The organism is Methylocystis sp. SB2, assembly GCF_049817085.1.
Lineage (GTDB): Bacteria > Pseudomonadota > Alphaproteobacteria > Rhizobiales > Beijerinckiaceae > Methylocystis > Methylocystis rosea.
The window spans coordinates 2,649,069-2,671,001 of sequence record NZ_CP187401.1; the positions used below are offsets into that span (position 1 = coordinate 2,649,069).

Below are 21,933 nucleotides of genomic sequence, written 5' to 3' on the forward strand. Positions count from 1 at the left end.
AATTTTTGTCAATTCTTGCTTAAGGCTCTGCGCATAGGGTGATCGCGCGGATTTCCCGCGCGAAAGGACGCGCGATGCGCCTAGCTGCGCCGAATGGCGACGAAACGGCCGAGATTTCTCTGGAACGGCTGCACTATGGGAAGCTCGCTTTTGGCGCGACGCTGCGCGTGCCGGCGACCGCGGGCTATGGCGTGACCTTGCGCAGTTGCAATCTGCAGCCGGCCGACGACCGGCTGCTTTCGCCGCCGCGTCTGATGGCGCTTCGCCGCTTCGAGCCTGACCTCGTCGATCCTGCTTCGCGACGACGCGGCTCCTTCATCGCGCGGGTCGCCCCGGAGCCCAATTCTCGTCGCGCCATTTTTTTGCGCGCGCGTTTCCGGCCCGAAGACGGCGAAAGCGGCCACGGACGCCTCTATCAGCAGAGCGCCGTTTGGAGCGTGAGCGCCGCGGACTGGCGCCAACATCCGGCGGCGCTGCTCGCCATGGCGGACTCCGAGCTCGACGCGCAACCAGATCTCGTGACCGAGGACGAGGCGACGCGCTACAACGCCGCGCCGGCGCGTTACCTCGTTCGCTTCATCGATCCGCGGGACGTCTGGAGCGCGCTCGAGGATGCGCTGAAAGCGACCCATTGGGCGACGCCGACGCTCGAATTTCTGGCGCGGGGCGCCGAAACGGGCAAAGACGCGACGCTGACCTTTGGCGCCGACGATTTTGCGAGCGAAACCGAGTTTCTCGGCGCTGTCGGCCTCGCACTGCAGTTTTTGCCGTCGAGCTATCCCCGCTGGCGCGAGATCAGCGTCGTTTCCGGTCTGCTTCACGCGCCGCAGGGTCTTTGCCTGCGCTACCTTCCGTCGCTACGCGCGGCGGCGCGCGCAGCACCCGTCGCCGCCTGAACTAGAGCGCTTCCCGATCACATGGAAACATGTGATCGACAGGAATCGCTCAAAAGCAAAATGTTGGAGCAGGTTCTCATCGAAAAAGTCTCTCAACTTTTTCGGAACCTGCTCTAGCCGGGCGCACGCCTGTCCATCGGACTCGGTTCAGCGATCAGATAGCGCTCGAGCGCGCCGGAGCGCCGCCGTGGCAGGTTCGCGGCGCCGGCGTCCGCGTAATAGGCGCGGGGGCCGCTGGCGAGGACGCCGTCCGCAGCGTAATGCAAGGCGCGGGCGGAGCGCGGCTTTAGCGCCGCGAACAGCCGCGCCTCAATCTGCCCGACGGTGATATTGTCGACGAGATAGGCCCCCTTGCGGTCGACGTGAGCGATTTCGTCGCGCACGAGCCGATTGAGGATGGCCATGATATTGTCGCGCACATTGGGCGGCAGCGACGACATTGCTTCGGCGTCAGGGTCGATCTCGCTCATGTCGCCGTGAACCGGCCGCGCCGCGCGCAGCACGGCTTTCATCGCACGGATGTCGACGGGCTGCTCCTCGTCGTCGGAAAGATCGATCGGCGCGGCGAACTGACGCCGCTCGCGCGCCTCATAGCCGCGTTTGAAAATCTCCGACAGGAATTTCATGATGAACAGAAAGGCGTCCTGCGCCATCGCGACGCCAATCGCCATCGTCGAATCGGGGGTGAAGCTCCAGAAGGCTTCGCGCGCCAGTTCGAATTTATTGCGCTCGGAACTGTGCGTGCGCAGATAGGCGTCGCTTTTTTTCAAAAGCTCGCGCACCTCGTCGTCTGACAGCCCAGCCGCCTTGCCGGAGACGACGCAGGCGTCGACGAGGGTTTTGGCGTCGTTGAAGCCGTTTGCCGCGGCGCCCCTGTCAGACGCCGGCGCCGAGCGGATCTTGGCGACAATCACTGAGAGTTCGTCGCGCAGCCCGGCTTCCAATCCGCATTTTTTATCGAAGGCCGCGCGCGCGGCGATCGTGTCGTCGCGCGCCGAGAGCAGATCGCGCGCCTCCCCCTGGGGTTCGCAGGTAAAATCGCGCGGAACGCTTCCCGGCAACGCATTTGATTGCCGCGCCGCCGCGAGAATCGGTTCGCATAGGGGCTTCGCTTCGCGCACGGCGCGCCATGTCGGCTCCAGGCGCAGCTGGTCGCGCAGTGCGGCGAGGTCGCGCAACGTCGCGTCGAGATCGAGCGCGGCTTCGCCCTTCGGCATCGGCCGGCCGGAAGCGGCGCTCGCGGTCTCGGCCTTCTGTTTGAGCGTGATTGTCTGGGCGTTGAGCGCGTCGCGCCGCTTCACCGCGTTGGCGCGTTCGTTCGCGGGGCCGGCGAGCGTCTGCCTGAGCGCCGACACGCGTCGCATCGCTTCGGCCGCCTTCTCCTGATGCGCGCGGCAATTGGGGCCGCAGGTCGCGCCCAGCCCATCTAAGCCGTGCGCGGCGTCGACGGCGAGCTGTTCTTCCTGACGCGCCGTGGCGGCCATGGAAGTCATCTCGTCCTGCTTCGCTTTGATGATGACGTCGAGCTCGGCGATGCTGCGCTCAAGCGCCTCGATGTCGCGTCGCGCATCCTCGAGCTGACGCATCGCCGCCTGCGCGCTTTCCATTTCCAGCGCGGCCTGGCTCGCGGCCTGCGCGATCACCGCCTGCTGCGCCTCCTGCCGCTTGCGAATGGCGTCGCGCAGCGCCGGCCCGGCCTGGCGCGCGGTGTTGATAAGGCCGTCGATCGAATCGAGATAAGCCTTGTAGCTCGGCGTCGCGGCGATGCGCGCCGACGCCGCTTCGTAAGCGGCGGCGATGTCTTTTGTCGCCGGCAGCAGGACTTCCGTCGCAAGCTCCATCGGCTGCAGCTCGGCGACGATCTTGCGCGAGGAGAGCTTGAAGATGTTGTTGTAGTAATAGGTGAATGAAAAAAAGGCGGAGATCGAGAAGACGAAGGCGAAGACCAGCGCCGTCACGCCGGTCTTGATGATCATGCGTTCGCGGGCCATGCGCCGCCGCGCGATCAGCGCCGCAAGATCGACGCCCAGCGACCAGGATGTCGCGGCCAGCATGGTGAGGACGGCGGTCGTCGCGATCAGCGTGCCCGCGATCCCGATCACATCTCCGGGTTCCCGCTGCATGATGTCGATCATGCCGGACGAGGTTGTGTAGAAGACCCAGCCCAGAACAGGCAGGGCGGCGGCCATCCCGACACGGCCGAGGTTGAGATCGCCGCTCCACAGGCGCGACAGCGGCGAAATCAGAGCGTCGAAAAGACCGAAGCGCCGCTGCGGGGCCGAGGCGTCGACGACGCGCGCCTGCTGCGCAGAGACGGTCATCGCGCGGACGCTCTCGACGCTGGAACCAGCCGGCTGCGCATGTCCGCTCCCTTGGAAAACTATGTCGGGTTGGTGACGTTGCCGGCGAATTGAGACGGATTTGCGCCTCGGCGCAAGGGCGAACCGCCGCTGCTGCGCAGCGCGTCGGCGGCGCTCCCGGCGGATGGGCGCCGCTTATCGGACCTGGTGGTGCGGCGCGGCGCCCCGCTTCCCCTTCGTGAACGATTCGTGCTAGACGGCGAGATTATTGTCTGCGGCTGGGCCGTTCGGCCGCGACTCGCGCTGACGGGCCTTGAACCCGTCAAGTCATCAAGGGGTCAGCCGTGGCCATTCCGTTCCGCTATATCGCAAAAATCGGCGCGTATCTCGTCAAGCAGCACCTCTTGGGCGTGCGGCGTTATCCGCTCGTGCTCATGATGGAGCCGCTGTTCCGCTGCAATCTGGCCTGCGCCGGCTGCGGCAAGATCGACTATCCCGATCATATCCTCAACAAGCGGCTTTCGGTCGAGGACGCGCTGCGCTCGGTGGACGAATGTGGCGCGCCGGTGGTGGTGGTCGCCGGCGGCGAGCCGCTTTTGCACAAGGATTTGCCGGAGATTGTCGAAGGCATCGTCGCGCGGCGTAAATTCGCGATCGTCTGCACCAACGCTCTGCTGCTCGCCAAGAAAATCGACCACTTCAAGCCGAGCCCCTATTTCACCTGGTCGATCCATCTCGATGGCGACAAGGAGATGCACGACCGCGCGGTCTGCCAGGACGGGGTCTATGAGCGCGCCGTCGAGGCGCTCAAACTCGCCAAGTCCAAGGGCTTCCGCGTCACCACCAACAGCACCTTCTTTTCCGACGCCGATCCCGAGCGCGTCGCGAAATTCCTCGACGCGACGACGGCGCTCGGCGTCGACGGGATGACGCTTTCCCCGGGTTACGCTTATGAGCGGGCGCCGGATCAGACTCACTTCCTCAATCGCACCCGCACCAAGGAATTGTTCCGCGCCATTCTGCGTCGCGGCCGGGGCGGGAAAGCCTGGGGACTCACCCAGTCGACGCTGTTCATGAATTTCCTGGCCGGCAATGTGAGCTATCGCTGCACCCCCTGGGGGATGCCGCTGCGCACGGTGTTTGGCTGGCAGCGTCCCTGCTATCTGCTCGGCGAAGGCTATGTGCCGACCTTCAAGCAGCTGATGGAGGAGACCGACTGGGACGCCTACGGCGTCGGCAATTACGAGAAATGCGCCGACTGCATGGTGCACTCCGGCTTTGAGGCGACCGCCGTCGCCGATTCGGTTCGCCGGCCCTGGCGGGCGGCCGCCGTCGCGCTCTTTGGCGTGCGCACCGAGGGGCCGATGGCGCCTGACGTCTCGCTGGAGAATCAGCGCCCGGCCGAATATGTCTATGACGAAAATATCGCCAGGCTTTCAGAGATCCGCGAGCACGAGGCGCAGCAAAGGGCCGAGCAACGGTCCACAGCGGCTTAGCGAGACGAAGGCGGCGCGGGAGTCGAGCCCCGCCCGAATCATGCCGCCAAGTTGATGCGGCCCGCGGATCAGTTCGCGGGCGACGCCGAGGGCGTGAATGTCGCCTTCAGGCGTCAGCGCTTTGGCGACGAGCGGCGGCAGCGCGCGCGCCGCCGGATCGCTGATCGCACGCAGCGCGACGAAAGGAATGTCGCGCCGCCGCGCGAATTCTTCGGCAAGATGCGATTCCATGTCGACCGCGACAGCTTGCGCGCCTTCGCGCAGCGCCGCCTTGGCGCCCGGGTTCATCGCCGGCTCGTCGACGCCGATGATCGCCCCCGGCGTAACCTTGCAGCCGGCGGCCGCGGCGCCTTTCATCAGCACTGACGAGAGACGCGAATGGGTGTCGCGCCGCGCGACTCCGCCGACAATGGCGTCGGCCACGACGACATGGCCCGGCCGCAGCGCGTAATCCAGTCCGCCCGCGAGTCCGAAGCTGACGACGGCGGAAAAATCAGTGCCGCCAAGCGCGTCGAGCGCTTGCCGCAGGCGTGCGACATTCGCGCCGCTGCACAGCGTCGTGACGCCTTCGCCGGCGGCGCAGGCGGCCTCGCGCTTCATGCCGACGATGACGAGAATCGGCGCGAGGGCGCTCAGTTCGGCGGTTTTCCTACGGCCTGTTGCGCGCGCCATTGCTCCTCCGGCCGAGGCCGTATCAGCTTCATTGAAAGAATGCTTTTAGAGCCCCACCTGCACGCGCTTGCTGTTGGCGCGCCTCATATTGCGATAGCGCGCGAGCGCCCAGAGCGGGAAAAATTTTCCATACCCATGATAGCGCAGATAGAAGACGCGCGGAAAACCCGTCGCGGTGAATCGCGCCTCATTCCATAGGCCGGCGTCGTTCTGCGTCGATTGCAGATAGGCGATTCCCCGCGCGACCGCCGGATGGTCGACGTCGCCCGCCGCCATCAGTCCGAGCAGCGCCCAGGCGGTTTGCGAGGCCGTCGAGGGGGATTTTTCATAGCCCTTGTAGTCGAGCTTGTAGCTTGAGAGGTCTTCGCCCCAGCCGCCATCTTCGTTCTGGATCGCCACAAGCCAGGCGACGGCGCGACGGTAAGCGTCATGGTCATGCGGCAGCCCGACGGCGTTGAGCCCGCATAGCGTCGACCAGGTTCCGTAGATGTAATTCGCGCCCCAGCGGCCGAACCAGCTGCCGTCCTTTTCCTGCTCTTTGAGCAGATAGTCGACGCCGCGCTTGAGGCATTCGCTCGAGTCGATCGTATCGCCGAGCTGCGCCAGCATGGACACGCAGCGCGCGGAAACGTCCGCCGTCGGCGGATCGAGCAGCGCGCCGTGATCGGCGAAGGGGATGTGATTCAGATAATGGCATGTGTTGTCGGCGTCGAAGGCGCCCCAGCCGCCGTTCTTCGACTGCATGCCGATGATCCATTCCTTGGCGCGGGCGATGCGTTCGTCATAGGGACGGGACGCGTCATTCGCCGTGAGGCGATCCATCGCCGTCACCACGACGGCTGTGTCGTCGACGTCCGGGTAATAGGCGTTGGCGTATTGAAACGCCCAGCCGCCGGGCCGAACGTGCGGCCGCTGCGCCGCCCAGTCGCCCTTGACGTCGAGCACCTGCAAGGGCGCGAGCCATTCGCAGGCCTGGCGCGCCTGTTCGCGCGCGTCTTCGTCGCCCGTCTCAAGCAGCGTGTGCGCCGTCAGACAGGTGTCCCACACCGGCGAAACGCAGGGCTGGCAATAGATTTCCGCATCATGCACGACGAGCAGTCGTTCGATCGCCTCGCGCGCCTGTTTCTTACGCTCGTCGCCGTCCGGCACGCCGAGCACGTCGTACATCAGCAGGCTGTTGACCATGGACGGAAAGATGCCGCCCAGTCCGTCGACGCCATTGAGACGCTCGGTCGTCCATGTCGTGGCGAGTTCGATCGAGCGTTCGCGCGGGCCGTTGGGCATGTGCGGCTCAATCAAACGCAGAAGCTTGTCGAGCTGCCCGAAAATATTCGCCCAGGGCCAGGTCTGGTGTTCGCCCTTGGGCCACACCTTCACCTCTTCCGGCGGCGTCGTGAAGAGTTCGGCGATGTGAATATTCCTCGGGTTCTTCGCCCGCGGCTTTTTCGTCATCAGCACCAGCATCGGCACGAGAACGGTGCGGCCCCAATAGGAAATCTTGTCGAGGTGGAAGGGAAACCACTTCGGCAGCAGCATGATTTCGACCGGCATCACCGGCACGCCGCGCCACGGAATTTCGCCGTAAAGCGCCAGCAGCGCGCGCGTAAACACATTGCTCTTGGCGGCGCCGCCATACGCGAGGATCGCCGCGCGCGCGCGCGCCATGTGCGGCGCGTCGACATCGTCGCCGATCATTTTGAGCGCGAAATAGGCTTTCACGCTGGAGCTGATGTGGAAAGGCCCGTCTTGATAAAGTGGCCAACCGCCGTGATCGCCCTGACAGCGGCGCAGATAAACGCCGATCTTTCGCTCGAGTTCGGCGTCGACGGGCTCGGCGCGGAAATGGCGCATCAGCACATATTCAGCCGAGAGGCTGGTGTCGGCTTCGAGCTCGAAGCAGAAATGTCCATCGCCTTTGCCGAGCGATAGCAGCGCGCGCTTGGCGTTCTGAATGCTCGTCTCCAAAGCCTCGGTGGAAACGGCGGCGAAATTAGCGTCAATACGCGCGGCGGCGTTCATTGCAATTCCTTTGTATGTGCGTCACGCGATGCTCAGCGTCGCGGATTTGGCCGTCTCATGATGCGGCTTCACGACGATCTCGACGTCCTGCCCCAGGGCGACGAGAAACCGCATGAGCCGTTCCAGCGAAAATTGCCGGAAATCGCCGTGCAGCAGCTTCGACACGTCCGGCTGCTTCACGCCGAAGAGCTTCGCGGCTTGCACCTGCTTCAACCCGCGCTCCTTGAGCAGCGCTTCGATCTTGCGAACGAGCTGCGCCTTGAGGAGGTGGTCGTCGGGCGCCGCTTTGGCGGCGGGAGAGTCTTCGGTCATTTCGGGTTCGGGAAATGTGGTTGACGCCCATTTCGCGCCGATCAGCGTGAGCTATAGTGAAATGACTATATCGTCAAGCCGCGTCTGGCTCATCGATTGCTACAGGGGTAGGCGAGGGCGCCTGGCGCCGGTGCGGCGTGCGACTTTGTCCGAAAGGTGAGCCGATGGACGAACTCTATGTGATTTGTCGGACAGACGAGATCGAGGACTCCGAGGCGACGGGATTCGTCCTGATGCGCGCCGAGGCGAGCGGCGACGCCGCGCCCTATCCGATCCTGATCACGCGCAAGGGCAACAATTTCTATGGTTTTGAGAACGCCTGCCCGCATGAAGGCGAGCGGCTCGACGTCAATCCCGGCCAGTTCATGGACGAGGAAGGCAATTTTCTCGAATGCGGCCGGCATCATGCGCAGTTCGACATCGACACCGGCCACTGCTTCATCGGCCCCTGTCAGGGCCAACGGCTGACGCCGATCAAACTCGTCGTCGACGAGGGCGACGTCTGCCTCACCGGCGTGCTGCTCGCCGAAGAATGAAAGGCGCTCTATGACCGATATGGCGGAACTGCAAAAACGAAAGCAACCGCTCAATCTCGCGATCGTGCATGTCGATCCCGACGCTTTCATCGCGAATTATCTGCCGTGGCTCGAGATCACGAGTTTCATCACGGCGCTGCGCGCGGGCGACGTCGAGGTCCCCGCCGACGGCGCGACGCCAAAGCTGACGCCGCAGCAGATCAAAGGCGCGGCCGCGGTGAATTATGGGGGAGACGCGCTCTTCGCCTTCTGCATGGCCGCGGCGCTGAAGGGCGACAAGGCCGCCGTTGAAAAGATCGACGCGGCGCTCACCGAGCAGCTCGGCCCAGAGTATCCAGGGTCGACGGCGCTGTGGAGTTTTCGTTCGCCCATCGCCTCGCCGATGAGCCTCGAAGATCATGTCGGGCAGGCCGCGCAGAAAATGCTTGCCGGCGACATCCCGCCGCCGCCCATGCGCGCGCGCGAAAACTGGAACGCCGGCCTGCGCTTCTTCGAAAAGGCGCGTAAATCGAATTTCGTGAACGAGATCGTCTATCCGCTGGCGTTGTGGACTCGGGCGAAATGGTCCGAGACCCTGGAGAAGGGCGTCGCCTTCATGGCCCATATCGAGGACAGCGTGCCGGTGTTGCAGGAATGCCTCGCCGAAACGCGCAACGATCAGGCCTTCATCGCCAATATGCTGCTGAAGATGGCCCCGGCGATCGAGACCGATCTCACCGACGAGATGCAAGGGTTCCTGCGTTCGCTGTCGCGGCGGGTGTAGGCCGCGCCTTAGCGCCGCGACGATCCGACCGAAAAACTGCCGATGTTTTCGCCGGGCGAAACGAAGTCTTAACCATCGGCCGCCGATGGTCGTTTGAACGGAGAGAGAGGAGTGAGCATGGCTACGAACACGGAAGGCGAACGCGCACTGGCCGACCTCGAGGCCGGCAAGTTTTCTTTCCCGATGGTCGACTCCATCAGGGATCATGTGAATCAGCTCGACGCCGAGCTGCAACGTGTCAGGACGGAGCTGCAGCGCGTCAATTCGCTGCATGAGAGCGCCGTCAACCAGCTCAGGCAGCAGGAGTTTACGATCCTGCGGCTCGAAGGCGAGCTGCGCAAGCTGAACGCCAGGCTCTACGCGCTGCTGAAGGCCAATGTTCTGACGGAGGCCGCCCTGCGCGAGACCAGACGCGGCGCCGTGAAATTCGTCGAATTTCTCCCCGTCGCGCGCAAGCATGCCGAGGAAAGTTCGAAGGCGGCGCTGGCCTATCTCTCGACGATTGATCTTCAGGCCAAGGTCGAGGCGGTGAAGACGCATCCGCTGACCGAGAAGACGCTCGCCTGGCTGGCGACTCTCGATTTGCGCGCCGAGTGGACGAAGCTGAAGACGCATCCGCTGACGACTAAGGCTATCAGCGAGCTGAAGTCGGCCCTTCTCAAAGCGAAGGACAATCTGCCGGTCGTGCAGAAGCGGATCGCCGCGCTCGTTGAAAAAGCGACGGCTTATATCGCCGAGCTGCAAAAAAAGGCTGCGTAAATCCGACGCGGGGCAGGGCGCAAAGCTGCGCCCGCTCGCTGGACGCGCGCGACCAGAGGTCCGCGGGACTTGCGGCGCTAAGGATTAAGTCCGTTGCGTCGACCTGAGCGCAGGTCTGTGCGCGCGACTGCAGTTCGCAATCACGCCGGCGCGGGCGTGCGCGCCGGCTTGACCGGTCCGACGTCGACCTGAATCTCGTCGCCCTCGACGCGAAGCGCATAGGGGTGGAGCGCATTGCGGACGAGATGCGTCACGCATTTGCCGCTTGTGCTGTCGAATCCCCATTGGTGGTGCGGACAGGTGACGGTCTGGCCGTTGAAGGTCGCTTCGCTCAACGGCATGTCCGCATGCGGACAGCGCCCGCGAAAGGCCTTGAGTTCGCCGCCGGTCGGCCAAACCAGAAGCACGCTCTTTTTGCCGGCGTGAAAGAGGCCCATGCCGCCTTCGCTCACGGCGCCGGTGTTACAGATCGCGGTGAACGCCATCGTGATCGCCTTCAGAAAATCAGTCTCTGAACGGCGCAAGCAAGCTGCGGACCAAAATCAGGCTTGCCGCCGATACGCAAGGCAAGTGATGAGACCAGCGGCGCATTTGGCTTTTTCCTGACGCCGGCGGCCGAAATCGAACCGCGAGCGCCCTCGGCCATGGGGATCTCCCGACTAGGGGCTTCTGCCGTGCAGTCTCGTTGCGCGGTCAATCTTAATTTTCGGTTTCGCTCTCATGAGATGCAACGATCCTCATTGCTTCTTCGTACAATTGATCTGGGTTTGGCAAAATTAGCGTACGGCTGATGAAAGAATCGAAGTCGTCACGCGTTACGATAAAAATTCCTAGGCGTTGCGCCTGCTCCAAGTCGGGTTTGACATCGTCTTTAAGCTTCGAGGTCACCATAACGGGCAGCACTTTCAGCAGCGAATAGTTCGAGACTGTTAGGCCGCGACGCACCGCCTCCGCACGATCATGAAGTTTAGAAAGCTTGTTATTAGCGTTCAGCAAACCAGTTGTGCATTCGACTACGCCATAGTTGCCTGACGGCGTCACCGCAATTAGGTCGACAGCTTCCGACATATTGGGAGTGTTTAAATGATTGACACCGAATCCAAGCATCCAAAGAAGCCACGCAATCACTGATTCAAACTGTCGTGCGTCCCCCTTTCCTTTTACATTTGATAGGAGTTCATTGAGGGAAGCCAAACCGGGATCAAATGCCTCATATACGGCTCGCCGGGGATTTTGGAATGCATTTGGGTCACCAAACCAAAAATGATTTTGAGCAATCCCGCAGTAGCCTACAACGGCATTGACTACCGCCGCTGGCGGAACATCGATACCCGCTTCTCCGTACAAGCCGCTCGAATCTTTTGACCAATTTATATCGCCACGAGGGATCGAAGCACGCGTAATGATCTTCCCCTTGCTGTTCACGCGATAACCGATCTTCACACTGTCGGTATTGACGCCCTTGCCCGCACGAACATGAATATGTGCCTTTTCGCCATCGACCAAACTCTTCTCAGCGTCAACGTACAAAACATTAAAAGCTGCTACTTCCACGTTGTTAGTGGGGCCTGACAAGGGGCCTAAATCATAGGCCTGCATCAAATCTTGAAGGCCATCATAAGGAGTGTCAGAAGCCTTGATTTCCCAATCGAGATCAGGCTGCTGAAATTGAACCATCCCCTTACCAAGGATCTTCAAAACGCTTATTCGACTCTGGGTGAGCAAACCATCGGGATGAAAGGCCGTGTATGTTGCGCCATATTGGTCGGCGTTGTTACCCGGAAAGGATAATACTCCGTCGGGTGTGCTCAATTTCCCGGAGAGGAGCTGCTCGACGAATTGGTGGCAATCACATCCCAGGTCAGACAACCTGTATCGACCGGCTCGAACATTCTCTGAGGTGAAGAGTGAAAGCGGGGCATTCGAATCATTCGCTAGCAAAAGCAAGCGCGCCTGGACCAAGCAAATTCCATCTTCGGCCCTTATCGCGACGAAGCTGAAAATCTCTTCCGTAAGGCCGCCCTTCAGTTGGCCAACAAGACTAAAAAAATCATCAACGTTTTTTTGAGCGAAGGGCTGCAGCGGCATTTGCGACATTTGGTTAGTTAAATGGTGCGGGCGGCCGGAATCGAACCGGCACAGGCCTTGCGGCCCTACGGATTTTAAGTCCGTTGCGTCTACCAGTTTCGCCACGCCCGCGGAGCGCTCGTTTATAGGGGCGGGGACCCGACGCCGCCAAGCGGATTATATGCGCCGTCGTCGCCGGCCCTCGGGCTTGGCGTCCGGCGTGCCGATCGGCGCCTGAAACGACAGTCCCGTGTCCCAGGGGAAGAAGATCCAGGTGTCCTGCGAGACTTCGGTGACGAAGGTGTCGACCATCGGCAGGCCCTGCGGTTTGGCGTAGACAGTGGCGAAATGCGCATTCGCCAACGTGTCCCGCACGGCTTTCGCCGTGGCGCCGGTGTCGACGAGATCGTCGATGATGAGCACTTCGGAGCTTGGCCGCGCGAGAATCGTGTCGGTCAGAGGCTTGAGCACCTGGATCTCGCCACGCTCGGTTTCCTCGTGATAGCTCGCGACGCAGATCGTTTCGATGACCCTTATGCCGAGCTCGCGCGCCACGATCGCCGCAGGCACCAGACCGCCGCGCGTCACCGCCACAATCGCCGAGAATCCGCCGATAGAAGCGAGACGCCAGGCGAGCGCGCGCGCGTCGCGGTGAAAAATGTCCCAGGAGACCGGAAAGATCTTGTCGGACCCGTACATCAGCTTCAAGCCTCCCGATCACGCCGTCAGCGCGCCTTTTCCGTCGATAGCGACGCAATCATCGCGCGCGCCGCGGCTGTCGCGCGGGCCAAGAGCGCCGCGTCGCGACTGCGCAGCACAATCTGATTCCTGAATCCGGCGCTCGTAAAGGACGGATAGGAGCCAACGCTCACGCCGTCATGGTCGCGCGCGATCGCTTCCAATCCCGCGGCGTAGGCGCCTTCCGGAACGCCGTAAGCGTCGACCGTCTCGACGAGCACTGGCGGGCCGGCCGCGAGCCGCGGGCCGACCACGTCCATCATATTCTGCATGATCGTCGGCACGCCGGCCATAACGATGACATTGCCGATCCAGAATCCCGGCGCCTTGGAAATGGCGTTGAAAATCAGCTCCGCGCCTTTTGGAATGCGCGCCATCCGCCGGCGGGCCGGATTCAGCTCCGCCTCGGAGAAGCGTTCCCGAAGGAGCGCTATGGCGCGCGGATCCTCGCCGATGTCGACGCCAAAGGCGCGGGCGACCGCATCGGCGGTGATGTCGTCATGGGTCGGACCGATGCCGCCGGTCGTGAAGACATAGGTGTAGCGGGCGCGCAGCGCATTCAGCGCCTCGACGATCGCCTCCGTCTCGTCGGGCACGATTCGCGCCTCGCGAAGATCGACGCCAATCTGCGCCAGATAATTCGCGATATAGCGTGTGTTCACATCCTGCGTGCGGCCGGACAATATTTCATCGCCGATCACGAGAACCGCCGCGCTTGCCGGCCTGTCGCCCGCCGTTTCTTGCGCCATTACCGGCCTCCCTGTCGCCGATTATGACCATGGCGGCCGTGAACGCCAGCCCTGGCGCCGCCTCGTTATCGGCAAGGCTCCCGACCAGGGCTGAGAAGGCCTTGCTGCGGCAATTGCAGTTCGGCTCGCCAGCCTTGCTTTGCCGCCTCAAACCATTACCTTGTCGAGCATACCCGTCGCCCAGAAAAGCCGAGCCGCCACGTTACATGACCTTTATCGAATCTCATCTCGCGCCCGCCGCGCGCAAAAGCGGACAGATCAAGCTGCACGGTCCTAATGATTTCGAGGGCATGCGCGCCGCTGGGAAGCTGACGGCGGAGGCGCTGGATATGCTGGTCGAACACGTCCAGCCGGGCGTGACGACGCAGGCGCTCGACGATCTGGTTTTTGACTTCGCCATGGCGCATGGCGCCTATCCCGCGCCGCTCGACTATCGCGGCTACCGCAAATCCATCTGCACCTCGATCAACCATGTCGTCTGCCATGGCGTGCCGGACAGCAAGCCCCTGCGCGAAGGCGACATCGTCAATATCGACGTGACGTTCATCCTCGACGGCTGGCATGGCGACGCCAGCCGCATGTTCGCCGTCGGCGAAATCCCGCGGCGGGCGCAACGACTGATCGACGTGACCTACGAGGCGCTTGAGCGGGGCGTCGCCGCCGTCAAGCCTGGCGCGACGACGGGCGACATCGGCGCGGCGATTCAGCACTATGCCGAAAGCGAGCGCTGTTCGGTGGTGCGCGATTTTTGCGGCCACGGGCTCGGACGCGTATTCCACGACGAGCCGAATATTCTGCACTATGGCGTGAAGGGCGAGGGCGTCGAGTTGCGGCCGGGCATGTTCTTCACCATTGAGCCGATGATCAATCTCGGCCGGTCGCAGGTGAAAATATTGTCGGACGGCTGGACGGCCGTCACCCGCGACCGCTCGCTTTCCGCGCAGTTCGAGCATTCGGTCGGCGTCACCGAAACGGGCGTGGAAGTCTTCACCAAATCGCCGGCGGGGCTCGACAATCCCTCTGCCGCGCGCGCCGACGCATGAAGAAGGCGGCTGACGCCGCGACAAGCGACGGCTCAGGCCTGCGCGATTCTGCGCCTCACTTCCACGGTCACCGACAGCGTCTGCGCGATCGTTTCATGGATGCAGGCGAAGCGGCGCTCGCCGATTACGAAATGCTTGAGCTGCTGTTGTTTCGCGCCATCGCGCGCCGCGACGTGAAGCCGCTCGCAAAGGCCTTGATCACGCGCTTTGGCTCCTTCGCCGAGACCGTCGCGGCGCGGCCGGAGAGGCTTCGCGAAGTCGGCGGCCTCAGCGAAGCGGCGATCGTCGAAATCAAGCTTGTCGAGGCTGCGGCGAAACGCCTGGCGCGCGGCGCCTTGCAGAAGCGTCCTGTGCTTTCCTCATTCATGGAGGTGCTCGACTATTGCCGGACGGCGATGGCGTTCGCCGAACGCGAGGAGTTCCGCATCCTGTTCCTCGACAAGCGCAACGCGCTGATCGCCGACGAGGTGCAGGGCGTCGGCACCATTGACCATACGCCGGTCTATCCCCGCGAAATCGTCAGGCGTGCGCTGGAGCTCGGCTCGAGCGCGCTCATCCTGGCCCATAATCATCCATCCGGAGATCCGACGCCGTCGTCCGCGGACATCCGCATGACGAAGGACATCGCCGCCATCGCGCAGCCGTTCGGCATCACGGTCCACGACCACCTCATCGTCGGCCGTCATGGCCATGCGAGCTTCAGAGGGCTGAAGCTCATTTGACGCGAAGTCCGTCCACAGGCGTCAGGATTGACGCGACACTTTCAAAAGCGGGCTGAGCGCATTGTCCTATTTCGTCACGCCGCTGATTATCGCCACTGCGCTCTTCATGGAGCAGCTCGACGGCACCGTGCTCGCCACGGCGTTGCCGGCGATGGCCGCCGACCTTCACGAAGATCCCGTGGCGCTGAAACTCGCGCTGACGTCCTATCTTCTCTCGCTCGCGGTCTTCATTCCGCTTTCGGGCTGGGCGGCGGATCGCTTTGGCGCACGGCGCGTCTTTCGCGCGGCGATCATCGTCTTCACCTTCGGCTCTATTCTCTGCGGCCTGTCCAATTCGCTCGGCGCGATCGTGACCTTTCGGATCGTGCAAGGCCTCGGCGGCGCGATGATGACGCCGGTCGGACGCCTCGTGCTGCTGCGCACCGCGCCGCGCCACGAACTTGTGCGCGCCATGGCCTATCTCACCATCCCGGCGCTCATGGGCCCGATGATCGGCCCGCCGATCGGCGGCTTCATCGCGACCTATTTTCACTGGCGCTACATCTTCTGGATTAATGTCCCGATCGGCGCGCTCGGCGTCATGCTGGTCACGCGCTTTATTCCAGACATGCGCGAGGAATGGACGCCGCCGCTCGACATCGCCGGCGCGATCCTTTCAGGCGTCGGCCTCTCCTGCCTCGTCTTCGGCTTTACCATCGCGGGGCGCGGCTTCGCGCCGGCGCCGGTCGTGGTTTTGATCGTCGCGCTCGGGGCAGGGGCGCTCTTCGCATATACGCGCCACGCCAAACGCACGCCCTATCCGATCGTCGACCTCGATCTCTTGCAGATCCCGACGTTCCGCGCGGCGGTCTTCGGCGGCTTTCTGTTTCGCATCGGACTTGGCGCCACGCCTTTCCTGCTGCCGCTGTTGCTGCAAGCGGGCTTCGGACTCTCCGCCTACGAAGCGGGGCTTCTGACTTTCGTATCAGCGGCCGGCGCGATGGCGATGAAGACGACCGCGCAGCCGATCCTGCGGATTTTCAGCTTTCGGCGGGTGCTGATCGTCAATGCGCTCATCTCCGCCGGCTTTCTCGCCTTCAACGCCAGTTTCTCGGCGGCGACGCCGCATGTGCTGATCATGGGCGTGCTGCTTGTTGGCGGCTTCTTCCGCTCGCTGGAGTTTACGGCGCTCAACGCCATCGCCTACGCCGACGTCGATCAGGACGCCATGAGCCGCGCCACGAGTTTCGCCTCCGTCGCGCAGCAATTGTCGCTGTCGACCGGCGTCGCGATTGGCGCGGCGGCGCTGGAGGCGACGCGCGCGCTGCGCGGCGGCGGCGCGCTGCAGGCGGCGGATTTCACGCCGGCCTTCACTGTCGTGGCGCTGATCTCGACGCTGTCGGTGATGAGCTTCCTGCCGCTCGCGCCCAATGCGGGCGACGACCTGACCGGCCGCCGAAAACGCGTGTAACCTCACGGGGATCGACGGGCGAAGAGCTCTTGTCGATAAGGATCGCGCGCGCCAGATCGACTGAAACGAGGATGTTATGTCGAACGCAGCCCAAGACTTCATCGCCGGGCTCCCGAAGGCGGAGCTTCATCTTCATATCGAGGGAACGCTGGAACCCGAAACGGCCTTCGCGCTCGCCGAGCGCAATGGCGTCAAGCTCCCTTACGCTTCGGTCGAGGCGATGCGCCGCTTATACGATTTTCAAAACCTCGAGGATTTTCTCGATCTTTATTATCAGGCGACGCAGGCGCTCTTGACCGAGCGAGACTTCTACGATCTGGCGCGCGCATATCTCGACCGCGCTCGCGATGAGAACGTCCGCCACGTTGAAATATTTTTCGATCCGCAGGCGCATATGCGTCGCGGCGTTCCCTTCGGCCCGGTCGTGGAGGGATTGAGCGCAGCTCTGAACGACGCCGCGCGCGAGGGCGGGCCGACGTCGCGCCTCCTCATGTGCTTCCTGCGCGATCTCCACGAGGCTGACGCCATGGCCACGCTCGAAGCGGCGCGTCCATGGCTCGATCGCATCACCGGGGTCGGACTGGATTCCGCGGAAGCCGGAAATCCGCCGGGCAAGTTTACTGAGGTCTATGAGCGCGCCCGTTCGCTCGGTCTGCGCGCCGTGGCCCATGCGGGCGAAGAGGGACCCGCCGCCTATGTCTCCGAAGCTCTGGATCGCTTGAAGGTCGAGCGCATCGATCACGGCGTTCACGCGATCGATGACGCGGCTTTGGTTCAGCGGCTCGCGCGCGAGCGGGTTCCGCTGACGGTCTGTCCGCTGTCGAATATACGCCTCTGCGTCTATCCCGATATGCGCGCGCATCCGATTCAGCGGCTCTTCGAAGCAGGCGTCGTCGTGACCGTCAATTCGGACGATCCGGCCTATTTTGGCGGCTATGTGAACGAGAACTACCGCGCGATTCAGCAGGCTTTCGCATTAGGATCAGCCGAGCTGACGCAGCTCGCCCAAAACAGTTTCAGCGCCTCCTTTCTTTCTGACGATGAAAAGAAAGAGAGGATCGCCGAGGTCGACGCCTATGCGCAAGCGCAGGGCGCGTAGCGCATCGCCTAGTCGTCGCGGCGCCCGCGAAACCCTGTCGCCAAGACATAGAGCTCTGCCGAACCCGCGCGGCTCGCCTCCGGCTTGACGTGCCGCACCGTCGCGAAATCGCGCTTGAGCCGCGTGAGCAGCTGGCCTTCGGTTCCGCCCTGCAGCACTTTGGCGATGAAGAAGCCGCCCTTCGCCAACACGTCGCAAGCGAAATCAGCGGCAAGCTCGGCGAGCGCGACGATGCGCAGATGATCGGTCGCCCGATGGCCGGTGGCGTTCGCGGCCATGTCCGACATCACGCCGTCGGCGTCGCCACCGAGCATGTTCTTGATGAATTCCGGCGCGTCGGGATCATTGAAATCCTTCACCGCGAATTCGACGCCGTCGACCGCCTCCATGTCGAGAAGATCGACCGCGACGACTTTGCCCTTGCCCTCTTTCGCCTTCACATGCGCGGCGGCGACCTGTGACCAGCCGCCGGGCGCGGCGCCAAGATCGACGATGCGGTCGCCCGGCTTAAAGAGATGATAGCGATCATCCATCTCGATGAGCTTATAGGCGGCGCGCGAGCGGTAGCCCTCGCGCTTGGCGCGCGCGACATAGGGATCATTGAGCTGGCGCTCCAGCCAGAGCGTCGAGGAGAGCGACCGCTTGCGCGCGGTCTTGACCCGTGTCTTGAGCGATCGCCCGCCTTCGCGTCCCGACTCTTTCGTCACGCGTGCACCTTGTCGCGCGGGCTGAAGACGCCGCCGGGCGCCGGCTCCATGACGATGTCTCGATCGTGGAAGGCGTGCAGAGTCGACCGATGGCCGATTGAGACGATCGTCGTGCCGGGCAGCCGCTCGCGCAGCATGGCGTAGATGTCTTCTTCGAGCCGCTCGTCGAGCGCCGACGTGGCTTCGTCGAGGAAAAGCCAATCCGGCTTGGCGAGCAGCGCGCGCGCGATCGCGACGCGTTGCTGCTCGCCGCCTGAAAGCCGCTGACCCCAGTTGTTTTCCTCGTCGAGGCGCTCGACGAAAGGCGCAAGCCGCGCCGCGCGCAGCGCCTCCTGCACTTCAGCGCGCGAGTAGTCGCTGACGTGGCCCGGATAGACGATCGCTTCGGCCAGCGCGCCCATGGGGATGTAGGGCCGCTGCGGCGCCAGCATCACCTTCGCGCCGCGCGGCGTGAGCGCCTCGCCCGAAGCGTAAGGCCAGATGCCGGCGATGGCGCGAAACAGCGTCGACTTGCCGGAACCCGATGGGCCGGTGAGCAGCGCCGACTGGCCGGCGGTGAGCGTCAGATCGTCGACCGTTACGATTTGGCGTCCATCGGGCAAAGCAAGCGTCAGCCCGCGAAGGCGAATGTCAGCGCCGTCAGTCGGAGAGATAATTTGCGTCGCAGACGTCTGCCGGCGGGCCGTATCGATCGCGTGGTCAAAGGACGTCAAGCGGTCGAGCACGGACTTAAAATTGGCGAGAGAGGTGTAGTAGTTGATGAAGAAGGTCAGCGCGCTCTCCACCCGCCCGAAGGCGCTCGCCGTCTGCGTCATGACGCCGAGCGTAATGCGCCCGGCGAAATAGAAGGGCGCCGTGATCACGTAAGGAATGATCGGCGACAACTGTCCGTAGGTGGAGGTGAACGCCATCAGCTGCTTGCGCTTCTGCACGATCGCCAGATAGTTGACGATAATGCCGGCGAACCGCCGCAGCAGCGAACCGCGCTCGGCAGGCTCGCCGCCAAGCAGGGCGATCTGCTCGCTGTATTCGCGCATTCGCGCCAGGGAAAAGCGGAAGTCCGCCTCGCGTCTCTGCCGATCGAAGTAGAGCCCGGTAAGAGAGCGGCCGATAAGATGCGTCACCAGCGTTCCCACCAACGCATAGAGCAGCACAACCCAGAACAGGAAACCGGGAATGTAGATGTCAGTTCCGGGCAGCGGATAATTGCCCGACAAATCCCACAGCACATAGGCGAAGGAGACAAGCGAACTCAAGGTGGCGATCAGCAGGATCGAATAGGAGTAGACGCCATAGCCTTCCTCTCCGCCGCTGATGAAGCGATTGACGTCTTCGGCGATGCGCTGGTCCGGATTGTCAGCGCCGCTCCCGGCGAGCGACATGCCGTAATGCGTATGCGCGCCGAGCCAGCGCTCGACATAGTGCTCCGTCAGCCAGCGACGCCAGCGGATGATCAGCATCGACTGCAGAACGAATTCCATAATCACCGAGGCGACGTAAACGAACGCCCATGGCGTAAAAACGTAAAGAAGCTGCCGCCAGAACTCCCCGGCGTTTTTCTCCTGAATGGCGTTGAACCAGTCGCGATTGAAGAAGGACAGACGCACGGTGATGCCGACCTGGCCCTGATTGAGCAGCACCAAGACGACCACCATGGCGATGGCGATGGCGCTCTCTCGCGCCGCAAAGGGCTGGAACGGCCAGACGCGCCCTTCGCCACGGTCGGGCGAATCGAAATAGAGATCGGCGATGCGCGTCATCTCCCGCACGACTGGAATGTACGAGATCGCGTAGACAATGATCGAGAACACCGCCACGGTGAGCGGCATGGTTTCGGGCGGCGCATAGTCTTTCAGCGACTCGGGCCACAGGCCTTCCGCCTGCGCCAGGCCAATGAGCCCGAAGACGATCGTCTCGGTTGAGAAGATGTACGCGAAGTTTTTCAGGAAGCTCGACATGTCGGCGGCGCGCCACGTCGTATAGGCGCAGAGCGCCGTCGCGGCGACGAGAACGAATAGGCTGGAGTCGCCCTTATGGGCGCCGACCAGCGCAGTAAGCGCCGCGAAGATCGCGACCGCCACGCTCAATTTCTGCATCTTTCACCTTGGATGTGAGAAGCCGCTCGGCTCGCCGCGACCGTGTCGCCGGCGATTGCCGTCTAGCCCCATGTATAGAGGAGTCAGTCCTCTTCAGGAATGACCGCGTCGCCATTGACATACGCGACAAGCACGGGCGAGGCCTTAAAGGTCAACACACGGCGCGATGTTATCGTGGCCTCGACGCCGGTTTTGGGATTGCGGCCGATGCGCTCTCGCTTGGCGCGCACGTTAAAAGTCCCGAAGGAACGCAATTTTACGGATTCGCCGCGCAGCAAAGCTTCGCTGATCTCGTCAAAAGTCGCGTCCAAGATCTTGCGAGCTTCGGCGCGGGACAGTGATGGGCAGCAGCCATAGACGGCCTCTCGCAGCGCCGCCCGCGTTAGGGTGCTGCCTGGAGCGGTTCTCCTTACCATGCGAAAAGAGCGCCCAATGATCGTTCTGTCGGGACTGGGCTGAACACAACTCCCCCTCGAAGCTTCTGGCAATCGCAACATGGCAATAAATGGGCGCTGCGCCCGTGGCCGCATAGTACGCATAAACGACCGATATGCAAGGGCGATCACGTGTTCTACGTCCCGACCAAACGATCAAACTCTGACCTGCGGGCAGGCGATACCTGAACCCTCAAACGGCCAATTTCACCTTGTGCTGCGCCACCGGGATCATGGCGCGTATTTTACGAATGCGGTCGACGTCCACATAGGACGATACGAGGCCCGGCCCCTCGGAAGCTTTCGCGACGACTTGGCCCCACGGGTCGGCGATCAGAGAATTGCCGTACGTAAAGCGCGTCTCATGCCCGGCCTTATGCGCACCCGTCTGCGCCGGCGCGCAGAGATAGGCCTGCATTTCGATCGCGCGCGCGCGGCACAGCACTTCCCAATGGTCCTTGCCGGTGACCAGCGTGAACGCCGCCGGCAGCGCGACGATATCCGCGCCCTTATCCGCGAGCGCCTGGAAGAGATATGAAAAGCGAAGGTCGTAGCAGATCGCGCAGCCGACGGTGACGCCCTCGCAATCATAGGTGACGACGGAGTCGCCCGGCTTAAACGCGGCGCTCTCGTGATATTTCGCCCCGTCCGGCGCCGTGATGTCGAACATGTGGATCTTGCGGTAGCGCGCCACCTCCTCGCCCTCGCGATTGAAGGCGACGCTGGTGTTGTGCAACCGCTCCTCGCCAGGCGCTTTTTCAAGAATGGATCCGGCGTGTATGAAGACCTTGTGCTCTCGCGCGAGCGCCTGGCACATTTCATAAGCGGGGCCGCCCGGAAGCTCCTCGGCCGCCGCCATCTTCTCGGCGCGCGAGCCGCCGATGAAATCGAAAACCTCAGGAAGACAAATCCAGTCGGGACGCTCCTGAACCACGGCGCGCTCGATCAAAGCGCGGGCGTTGGCGAGGTTCAAGGCCTTATCGCCAACCGAATTCATCTGAACCAGAGTAACCTTCATCGACCGCCCGATTGTTTCGCTGTTGCTCCCGCGACCCAAAGTCGCATCCTAACGAAT

The 21,933-nt window shown here is 62.9% G+C and carries 22 protein-coding genes and 1 tRNA gene; 9 read left to right on the forward strand and 14 right to left on the reverse strand.

Annotated elements, in window-relative coordinates:
• Positions 1 to 74: 74 nt before the first annotated feature.
• On the forward strand, positions 75 to 896 hold the full coding sequence (locus ACPS74_RS13005) for a hypothetical protein (protein ID WP_051381711.1): 822 nt from the start codon (positions 75 to 77) through the stop codon (positions 894 to 896).
• Between the two features lie 113 nt (positions 897 to 1,009).
• On the opposite strand, the gene ACPS74_RS13010 is transcribed toward ACPS74_RS13005, so the two are convergent.
• Entirely contained in the window at positions 1,010 to 3,217 is a 2,208-nt protein-coding gene (locus ACPS74_RS13010; RefSeq protein ID WP_029649054.1) for a hypothetical protein, read from the reverse strand.
• A 323-nt stretch (positions 3,218 to 3,540) separates the two neighbouring features.
• On the opposite strand from ACPS74_RS13010, the gene hpnH reads away from it, so the two are divergent.
• Positions 3,541 to 4,692 carry an adenosyl-hopene transferase HpnH gene (gene hpnH, locus ACPS74_RS13015; RefSeq protein ID WP_029649055.1) on the forward strand — a complete coding sequence of 384 codons (1,152 nt, stop codon included), beginning with the start codon at positions 3,541 to 3,543 and terminating at the stop codon, positions 4,690 to 4,692.
• Here hpnH and ACPS74_RS13020 read toward each other — a convergent pair.
• Genes ACPS74_RS13020 through ACPS74_RS13030 form a run of 3 tightly spaced genes read right to left on the reverse strand, consistent with a single transcriptional unit; the run spans position 4,633 to position 7,695 of the window.
• The gene (locus ACPS74_RS13020) at positions 4,633 to 5,364 is read right to left on the reverse strand and encodes a phosphorylase (protein WP_029649056.1); all 732 of its coding nucleotides are present in this window, start codon (positions 5,362 to 5,364) and stop codon (positions 4,633 to 4,635) included. The two genes, hpnH and ACPS74_RS13020, sit on opposite strands and share 60 nt — an antisense overlap.
• Positions 5,365 to 5,409: 45 nt before the next feature.
• Positions 5,410 to 7,383 (reverse strand): squalene--hopene cyclase, encoded by a 1,974-nt coding sequence (gene shc, locus ACPS74_RS13025; RefSeq protein ID WP_029649057.1) that lies wholly within the window; start codon positions 7,381 to 7,383, stop codon positions 5,410 to 5,412.
• A gap of 21 nt (positions 7,384 to 7,404) precedes the next feature.
• The gene (locus tag ACPS74_RS13030; RefSeq protein ID WP_018407046.1) at positions 7,405 to 7,695 is read right to left on the reverse strand and encodes a helix-turn-helix domain-containing protein; all 291 of its coding nucleotides are present in this window, start codon (positions 7,693 to 7,695) and stop codon (positions 7,405 to 7,407) included.
• Positions 7,696 to 7,859: 164 nt separating this feature from the next.
• Between ACPS74_RS13030 and ACPS74_RS13035 the strand changes: the two genes are divergently transcribed.
• The 3 genes from ACPS74_RS13035 to ACPS74_RS13045 all read left to right on the forward strand — a co-directional run bounded on the left by ACPS74_RS13035 (position 7,860) and on the right by ACPS74_RS13045 (position 9,753).
• Positions 7,860 to 8,231, forward strand: coding sequence for a Rieske (2Fe-2S) protein (locus tag ACPS74_RS13035; RefSeq protein ID WP_018407047.1), 372 nt, complete (start codon positions 7,860 to 7,862; stop codon positions 8,229 to 8,231).
• A 10-nt stretch (positions 8,232 to 8,241) separates the two neighbouring features.
• Positions 8,242 to 8,994, forward strand: coding sequence for a hypothetical protein (locus ACPS74_RS13040; RefSeq protein ID WP_029649058.1), 753 nt, complete (start codon positions 8,242 to 8,244; stop codon positions 8,992 to 8,994).
• Positions 8,995 to 9,111: 117 nt separating this feature from the next.
• Positions 9,112 to 9,753 (forward strand): hypothetical protein, encoded by a 642-nt coding sequence (locus tag ACPS74_RS13045; RefSeq protein WP_029649059.1) that lies wholly within the window; start codon positions 9,112 to 9,114, stop codon positions 9,751 to 9,753.
• 140 nt (positions 9,754 to 9,893) lie between these two features.
• Here ACPS74_RS13045 and ACPS74_RS13050 read toward each other — a convergent pair whose 3' ends face one another.
• The 6 genes from ACPS74_RS13050 to ACPS74_RS13075 all read right to left on the reverse strand — a co-directional run bounded on the left by ACPS74_RS13050 (position 9,894) and on the right by ACPS74_RS13075 (position 13,307).
• Positions 9,894 to 10,238, reverse strand: coding sequence for a Rieske (2Fe-2S) protein (locus tag ACPS74_RS13050; RefSeq protein WP_029649060.1), 345 nt, complete (start codon positions 10,236 to 10,238; stop codon positions 9,894 to 9,896).
• A gap of 11 nt (positions 10,239 to 10,249) precedes the next feature.
• Complete coding sequence (locus ACPS74_RS13055; RefSeq protein ID WP_157055210.1) at positions 10,250 to 10,399, reverse strand: hypothetical protein; 150 nt, start codon at positions 10,397 to 10,399, stop codon at positions 10,250 to 10,252.
• A gap of 53 nt (positions 10,400 to 10,452) precedes the next feature.
• The gene (locus tag ACPS74_RS13060) at positions 10,453 to 11,841 is read right to left on the reverse strand and encodes a hypothetical protein (RefSeq protein ID WP_029649061.1); all 1,389 of its coding nucleotides are present in this window, start codon (positions 11,839 to 11,841) and stop codon (positions 10,453 to 10,455) included.
• A 22-nt stretch (positions 11,842 to 11,863) separates the two neighbouring features.
• Positions 11,864 to 11,952, reverse strand: a tRNA-Leu gene (locus tag ACPS74_RS13065).
• A 45-nt stretch (positions 11,953 to 11,997) separates the two neighbouring features.
• A complete protein-coding gene (gene gpt / locus ACPS74_RS13070) occupies positions 11,998 to 12,519 on the reverse strand; it encodes a xanthine phosphoribosyltransferase (RefSeq protein ID WP_029649062.1) in 522 nt (173 codons plus the stop codon).
• Positions 12,520 to 12,545: 26 nt separating this feature from the next.
• Positions 12,546 to 13,307 carry a competence/damage-inducible protein A gene (locus ACPS74_RS13075; RefSeq protein ID WP_029649063.1) on the reverse strand — a complete coding sequence of 254 codons (762 nt, stop codon included), beginning with the start codon at positions 13,305 to 13,307 and terminating at the stop codon, positions 12,546 to 12,548.
• Positions 13,308 to 13,513: 206 nt separating this feature from the next.
• Between ACPS74_RS13075 and map the strand changes: the two genes are divergently transcribed.
• From map to ACPS74_RS13095, 4 genes are all read left to right on the forward strand, one after another.
• Positions 13,514 to 14,350 carry a type I methionyl aminopeptidase gene (gene map / locus ACPS74_RS13080; RefSeq protein ID WP_029649064.1) on the forward strand — a complete coding sequence of 279 codons (837 nt, stop codon included), beginning with the start codon at positions 13,514 to 13,516 and terminating at the stop codon, positions 14,348 to 14,350.
• Complete coding sequence (radC, locus tag ACPS74_RS13085) at positions 14,347 to 15,072, forward strand: RadC family protein (RefSeq protein ID WP_029649065.1); 726 nt, start codon at positions 14,347 to 14,349, stop codon at positions 15,070 to 15,072. Before map ends, radC begins: the two co-directional genes overlap by 4 nt.
• Positions 15,073 to 15,133: 61 nt before the next feature.
• Positions 15,134 to 16,522: a DHA2 family efflux MFS transporter permease subunit gene (locus ACPS74_RS13090; RefSeq protein ID WP_029649066.1), complete on the forward strand. Its 1,389-nt coding sequence runs from the start codon at positions 15,134 to 15,136 to the stop codon at positions 16,520 to 16,522.
• A gap of 76 nt (positions 16,523 to 16,598) precedes the next feature.
• Positions 16,599 to 17,621: an adenosine deaminase gene (locus ACPS74_RS13095; protein ID WP_029649067.1), complete on the forward strand. Its 1,023-nt coding sequence runs from the start codon at positions 16,599 to 16,601 to the stop codon at positions 17,619 to 17,621.
• 8 nt (positions 17,622 to 17,629) lie between these two features.
• Here the strand turns inward: ACPS74_RS13095 and ACPS74_RS13100 are convergent, their stop codons facing one another.
• The 4 genes from ACPS74_RS13100 to ACPS74_RS13115 all read right to left on the reverse strand — a co-directional run bounded on the left by ACPS74_RS13100 (position 17,630) and on the right by ACPS74_RS13115 (position 21,876).
• Entirely contained in the window at positions 17,630 to 18,328 is a 699-nt protein-coding gene (locus tag ACPS74_RS13100; RefSeq protein WP_029649068.1) for an RlmE family RNA methyltransferase, read from the reverse strand.
• On the reverse strand, positions 18,325 to 20,424 hold the full coding sequence (locus ACPS74_RS13105; protein ID WP_029649069.1) for an ABC transporter ATP-binding protein/permease: 2,100 nt from the start codon (positions 20,422 to 20,424) through the stop codon (positions 18,325 to 18,327). The genes ACPS74_RS13100 and ACPS74_RS13105 overlap by 4 nt, the downstream gene beginning before the upstream one ends.
• Positions 20,425 to 20,507: 83 nt before the next feature.
• Positions 20,508 to 20,840 carry an integration host factor subunit alpha gene (locus ACPS74_RS13110; RefSeq protein WP_029649070.1) on the reverse strand — a complete coding sequence of 111 codons (333 nt, stop codon included), beginning with the start codon at positions 20,838 to 20,840 and terminating at the stop codon, positions 20,508 to 20,510.
• Between the two features lie 211 nt (positions 20,841 to 21,051).
• Positions 21,052 to 21,876, reverse strand: coding sequence for a carbon-nitrogen hydrolase family protein (locus tag ACPS74_RS13115; RefSeq protein WP_018407060.1), 825 nt, complete (start codon positions 21,874 to 21,876; stop codon positions 21,052 to 21,054).
• Positions 21,877 to 21,933: the final 57 nt, after the last annotated feature.

Excerpts from the sequence above, each read along its gene's own strand:
- ACPS74_RS13035 (WP_018407047.1), top strand. The coding sequence starts at position 7,860 with ATGGACGAACTCTATGTGATTTGTCGGACAGACGAGATCGAGGACTCC.
- ACPS74_RS13005 (WP_051381711.1), top strand. The coding sequence starts at position 75 with ATGCGCCTAGCTGCGCCGAATGGCGACGAAACGGCCGAGATTTCTCTG.
- ACPS74_RS13110 (WP_029649070.1), bottom strand. The coding sequence starts at position 20,840 with ATGGTAAGGAGAACCGCTCCAGGCAGCACCCTAACGCGGGCGGCGCTG.
- gpt (WP_029649062.1), bottom strand. The coding sequence starts at position 12,519 with ATGTACGGGTCCGACAAGATCTTTCCGGTCTCCTGGGACATTTTTCAC.
- map (WP_029649064.1), top strand. The coding sequence starts at position 13,514 with ATGACCTTTATCGAATCTCATCTCGCGCCCGCCGCGCGCAAAAGCGGA.
- ACPS74_RS13045 (WP_029649059.1), top strand. The coding sequence starts at position 9,112 with ATGGCTACGAACACGGAAGGCGAACGCGCACTGGCCGACCTCGAGGCC.
- ACPS74_RS13010 (WP_029649054.1), bottom strand. The coding sequence starts at position 3,217 with ATGACCGTCTCTGCGCAGCAGGCGCGCGTCGTCGACGCCTCGGCCCCG.
- ACPS74_RS13115 (WP_018407060.1), bottom strand. The coding sequence starts at position 21,876 with ATGAAGGTTACTCTGGTTCAGATGAATTCGGTTGGCGATAAGGCCTTG.
- shc (WP_029649057.1), bottom strand. The coding sequence starts at position 7,383 with ATGAACGCCGCCGCGCGTATTGACGCTAATTTCGCCGCCGTTTCCACC.
- ACPS74_RS13020 (WP_029649056.1), bottom strand. The coding sequence starts at position 5,364 with ATGGCGCGCGCAACAGGCCGTAGGAAAACCGCCGAACTGAGCGCCCTC.
- ACPS74_RS13105 (WP_029649069.1), bottom strand. The coding sequence starts at position 20,424 with ATGCAGAAATTGAGCGTGGCGGTCGCGATCTTCGCGGCGCTTACTGCG.
- radC (WP_029649065.1), top strand. The coding sequence starts at position 14,347 with ATGAAGAAGGCGGCTGACGCCGCGACAAGCGACGGCTCAGGCCTGCGC.
- ACPS74_RS13040 (WP_029649058.1), top strand. The coding sequence starts at position 8,242 with ATGACCGATATGGCGGAACTGCAAAAACGAAAGCAACCGCTCAATCTC.
- ACPS74_RS13055 (WP_157055210.1), bottom strand. The coding sequence starts at position 10,399 with ATGGCCGAGGGCGCTCGCGGTTCGATTTCGGCCGCCGGCGTCAGGAAA.
- ACPS74_RS13030 (WP_018407046.1), bottom strand. The coding sequence starts at position 7,695 with ATGACCGAAGACTCTCCCGCCGCCAAAGCGGCGCCCGACGACCACCTC.
- ACPS74_RS13075 (WP_029649063.1), bottom strand. The coding sequence starts at position 13,307 with ATGGCGCAAGAAACGGCGGGCGACAGGCCGGCAAGCGCGGCGGTTCTC.
- ACPS74_RS13095 (WP_029649067.1), top strand. The coding sequence starts at position 16,599 with ATGTCGAACGCAGCCCAAGACTTCATCGCCGGGCTCCCGAAGGCGGAG.
- ACPS74_RS13050 (WP_029649060.1), bottom strand. The coding sequence starts at position 10,238 with ATGGCGTTCACCGCGATCTGTAACACCGGCGCCGTGAGCGAAGGCGGC.
- ACPS74_RS13060 (WP_029649061.1), bottom strand. The coding sequence starts at position 11,841 with ATGCCGCTGCAGCCCTTCGCTCAAAAAAACGTTGATGATTTTTTTAGT.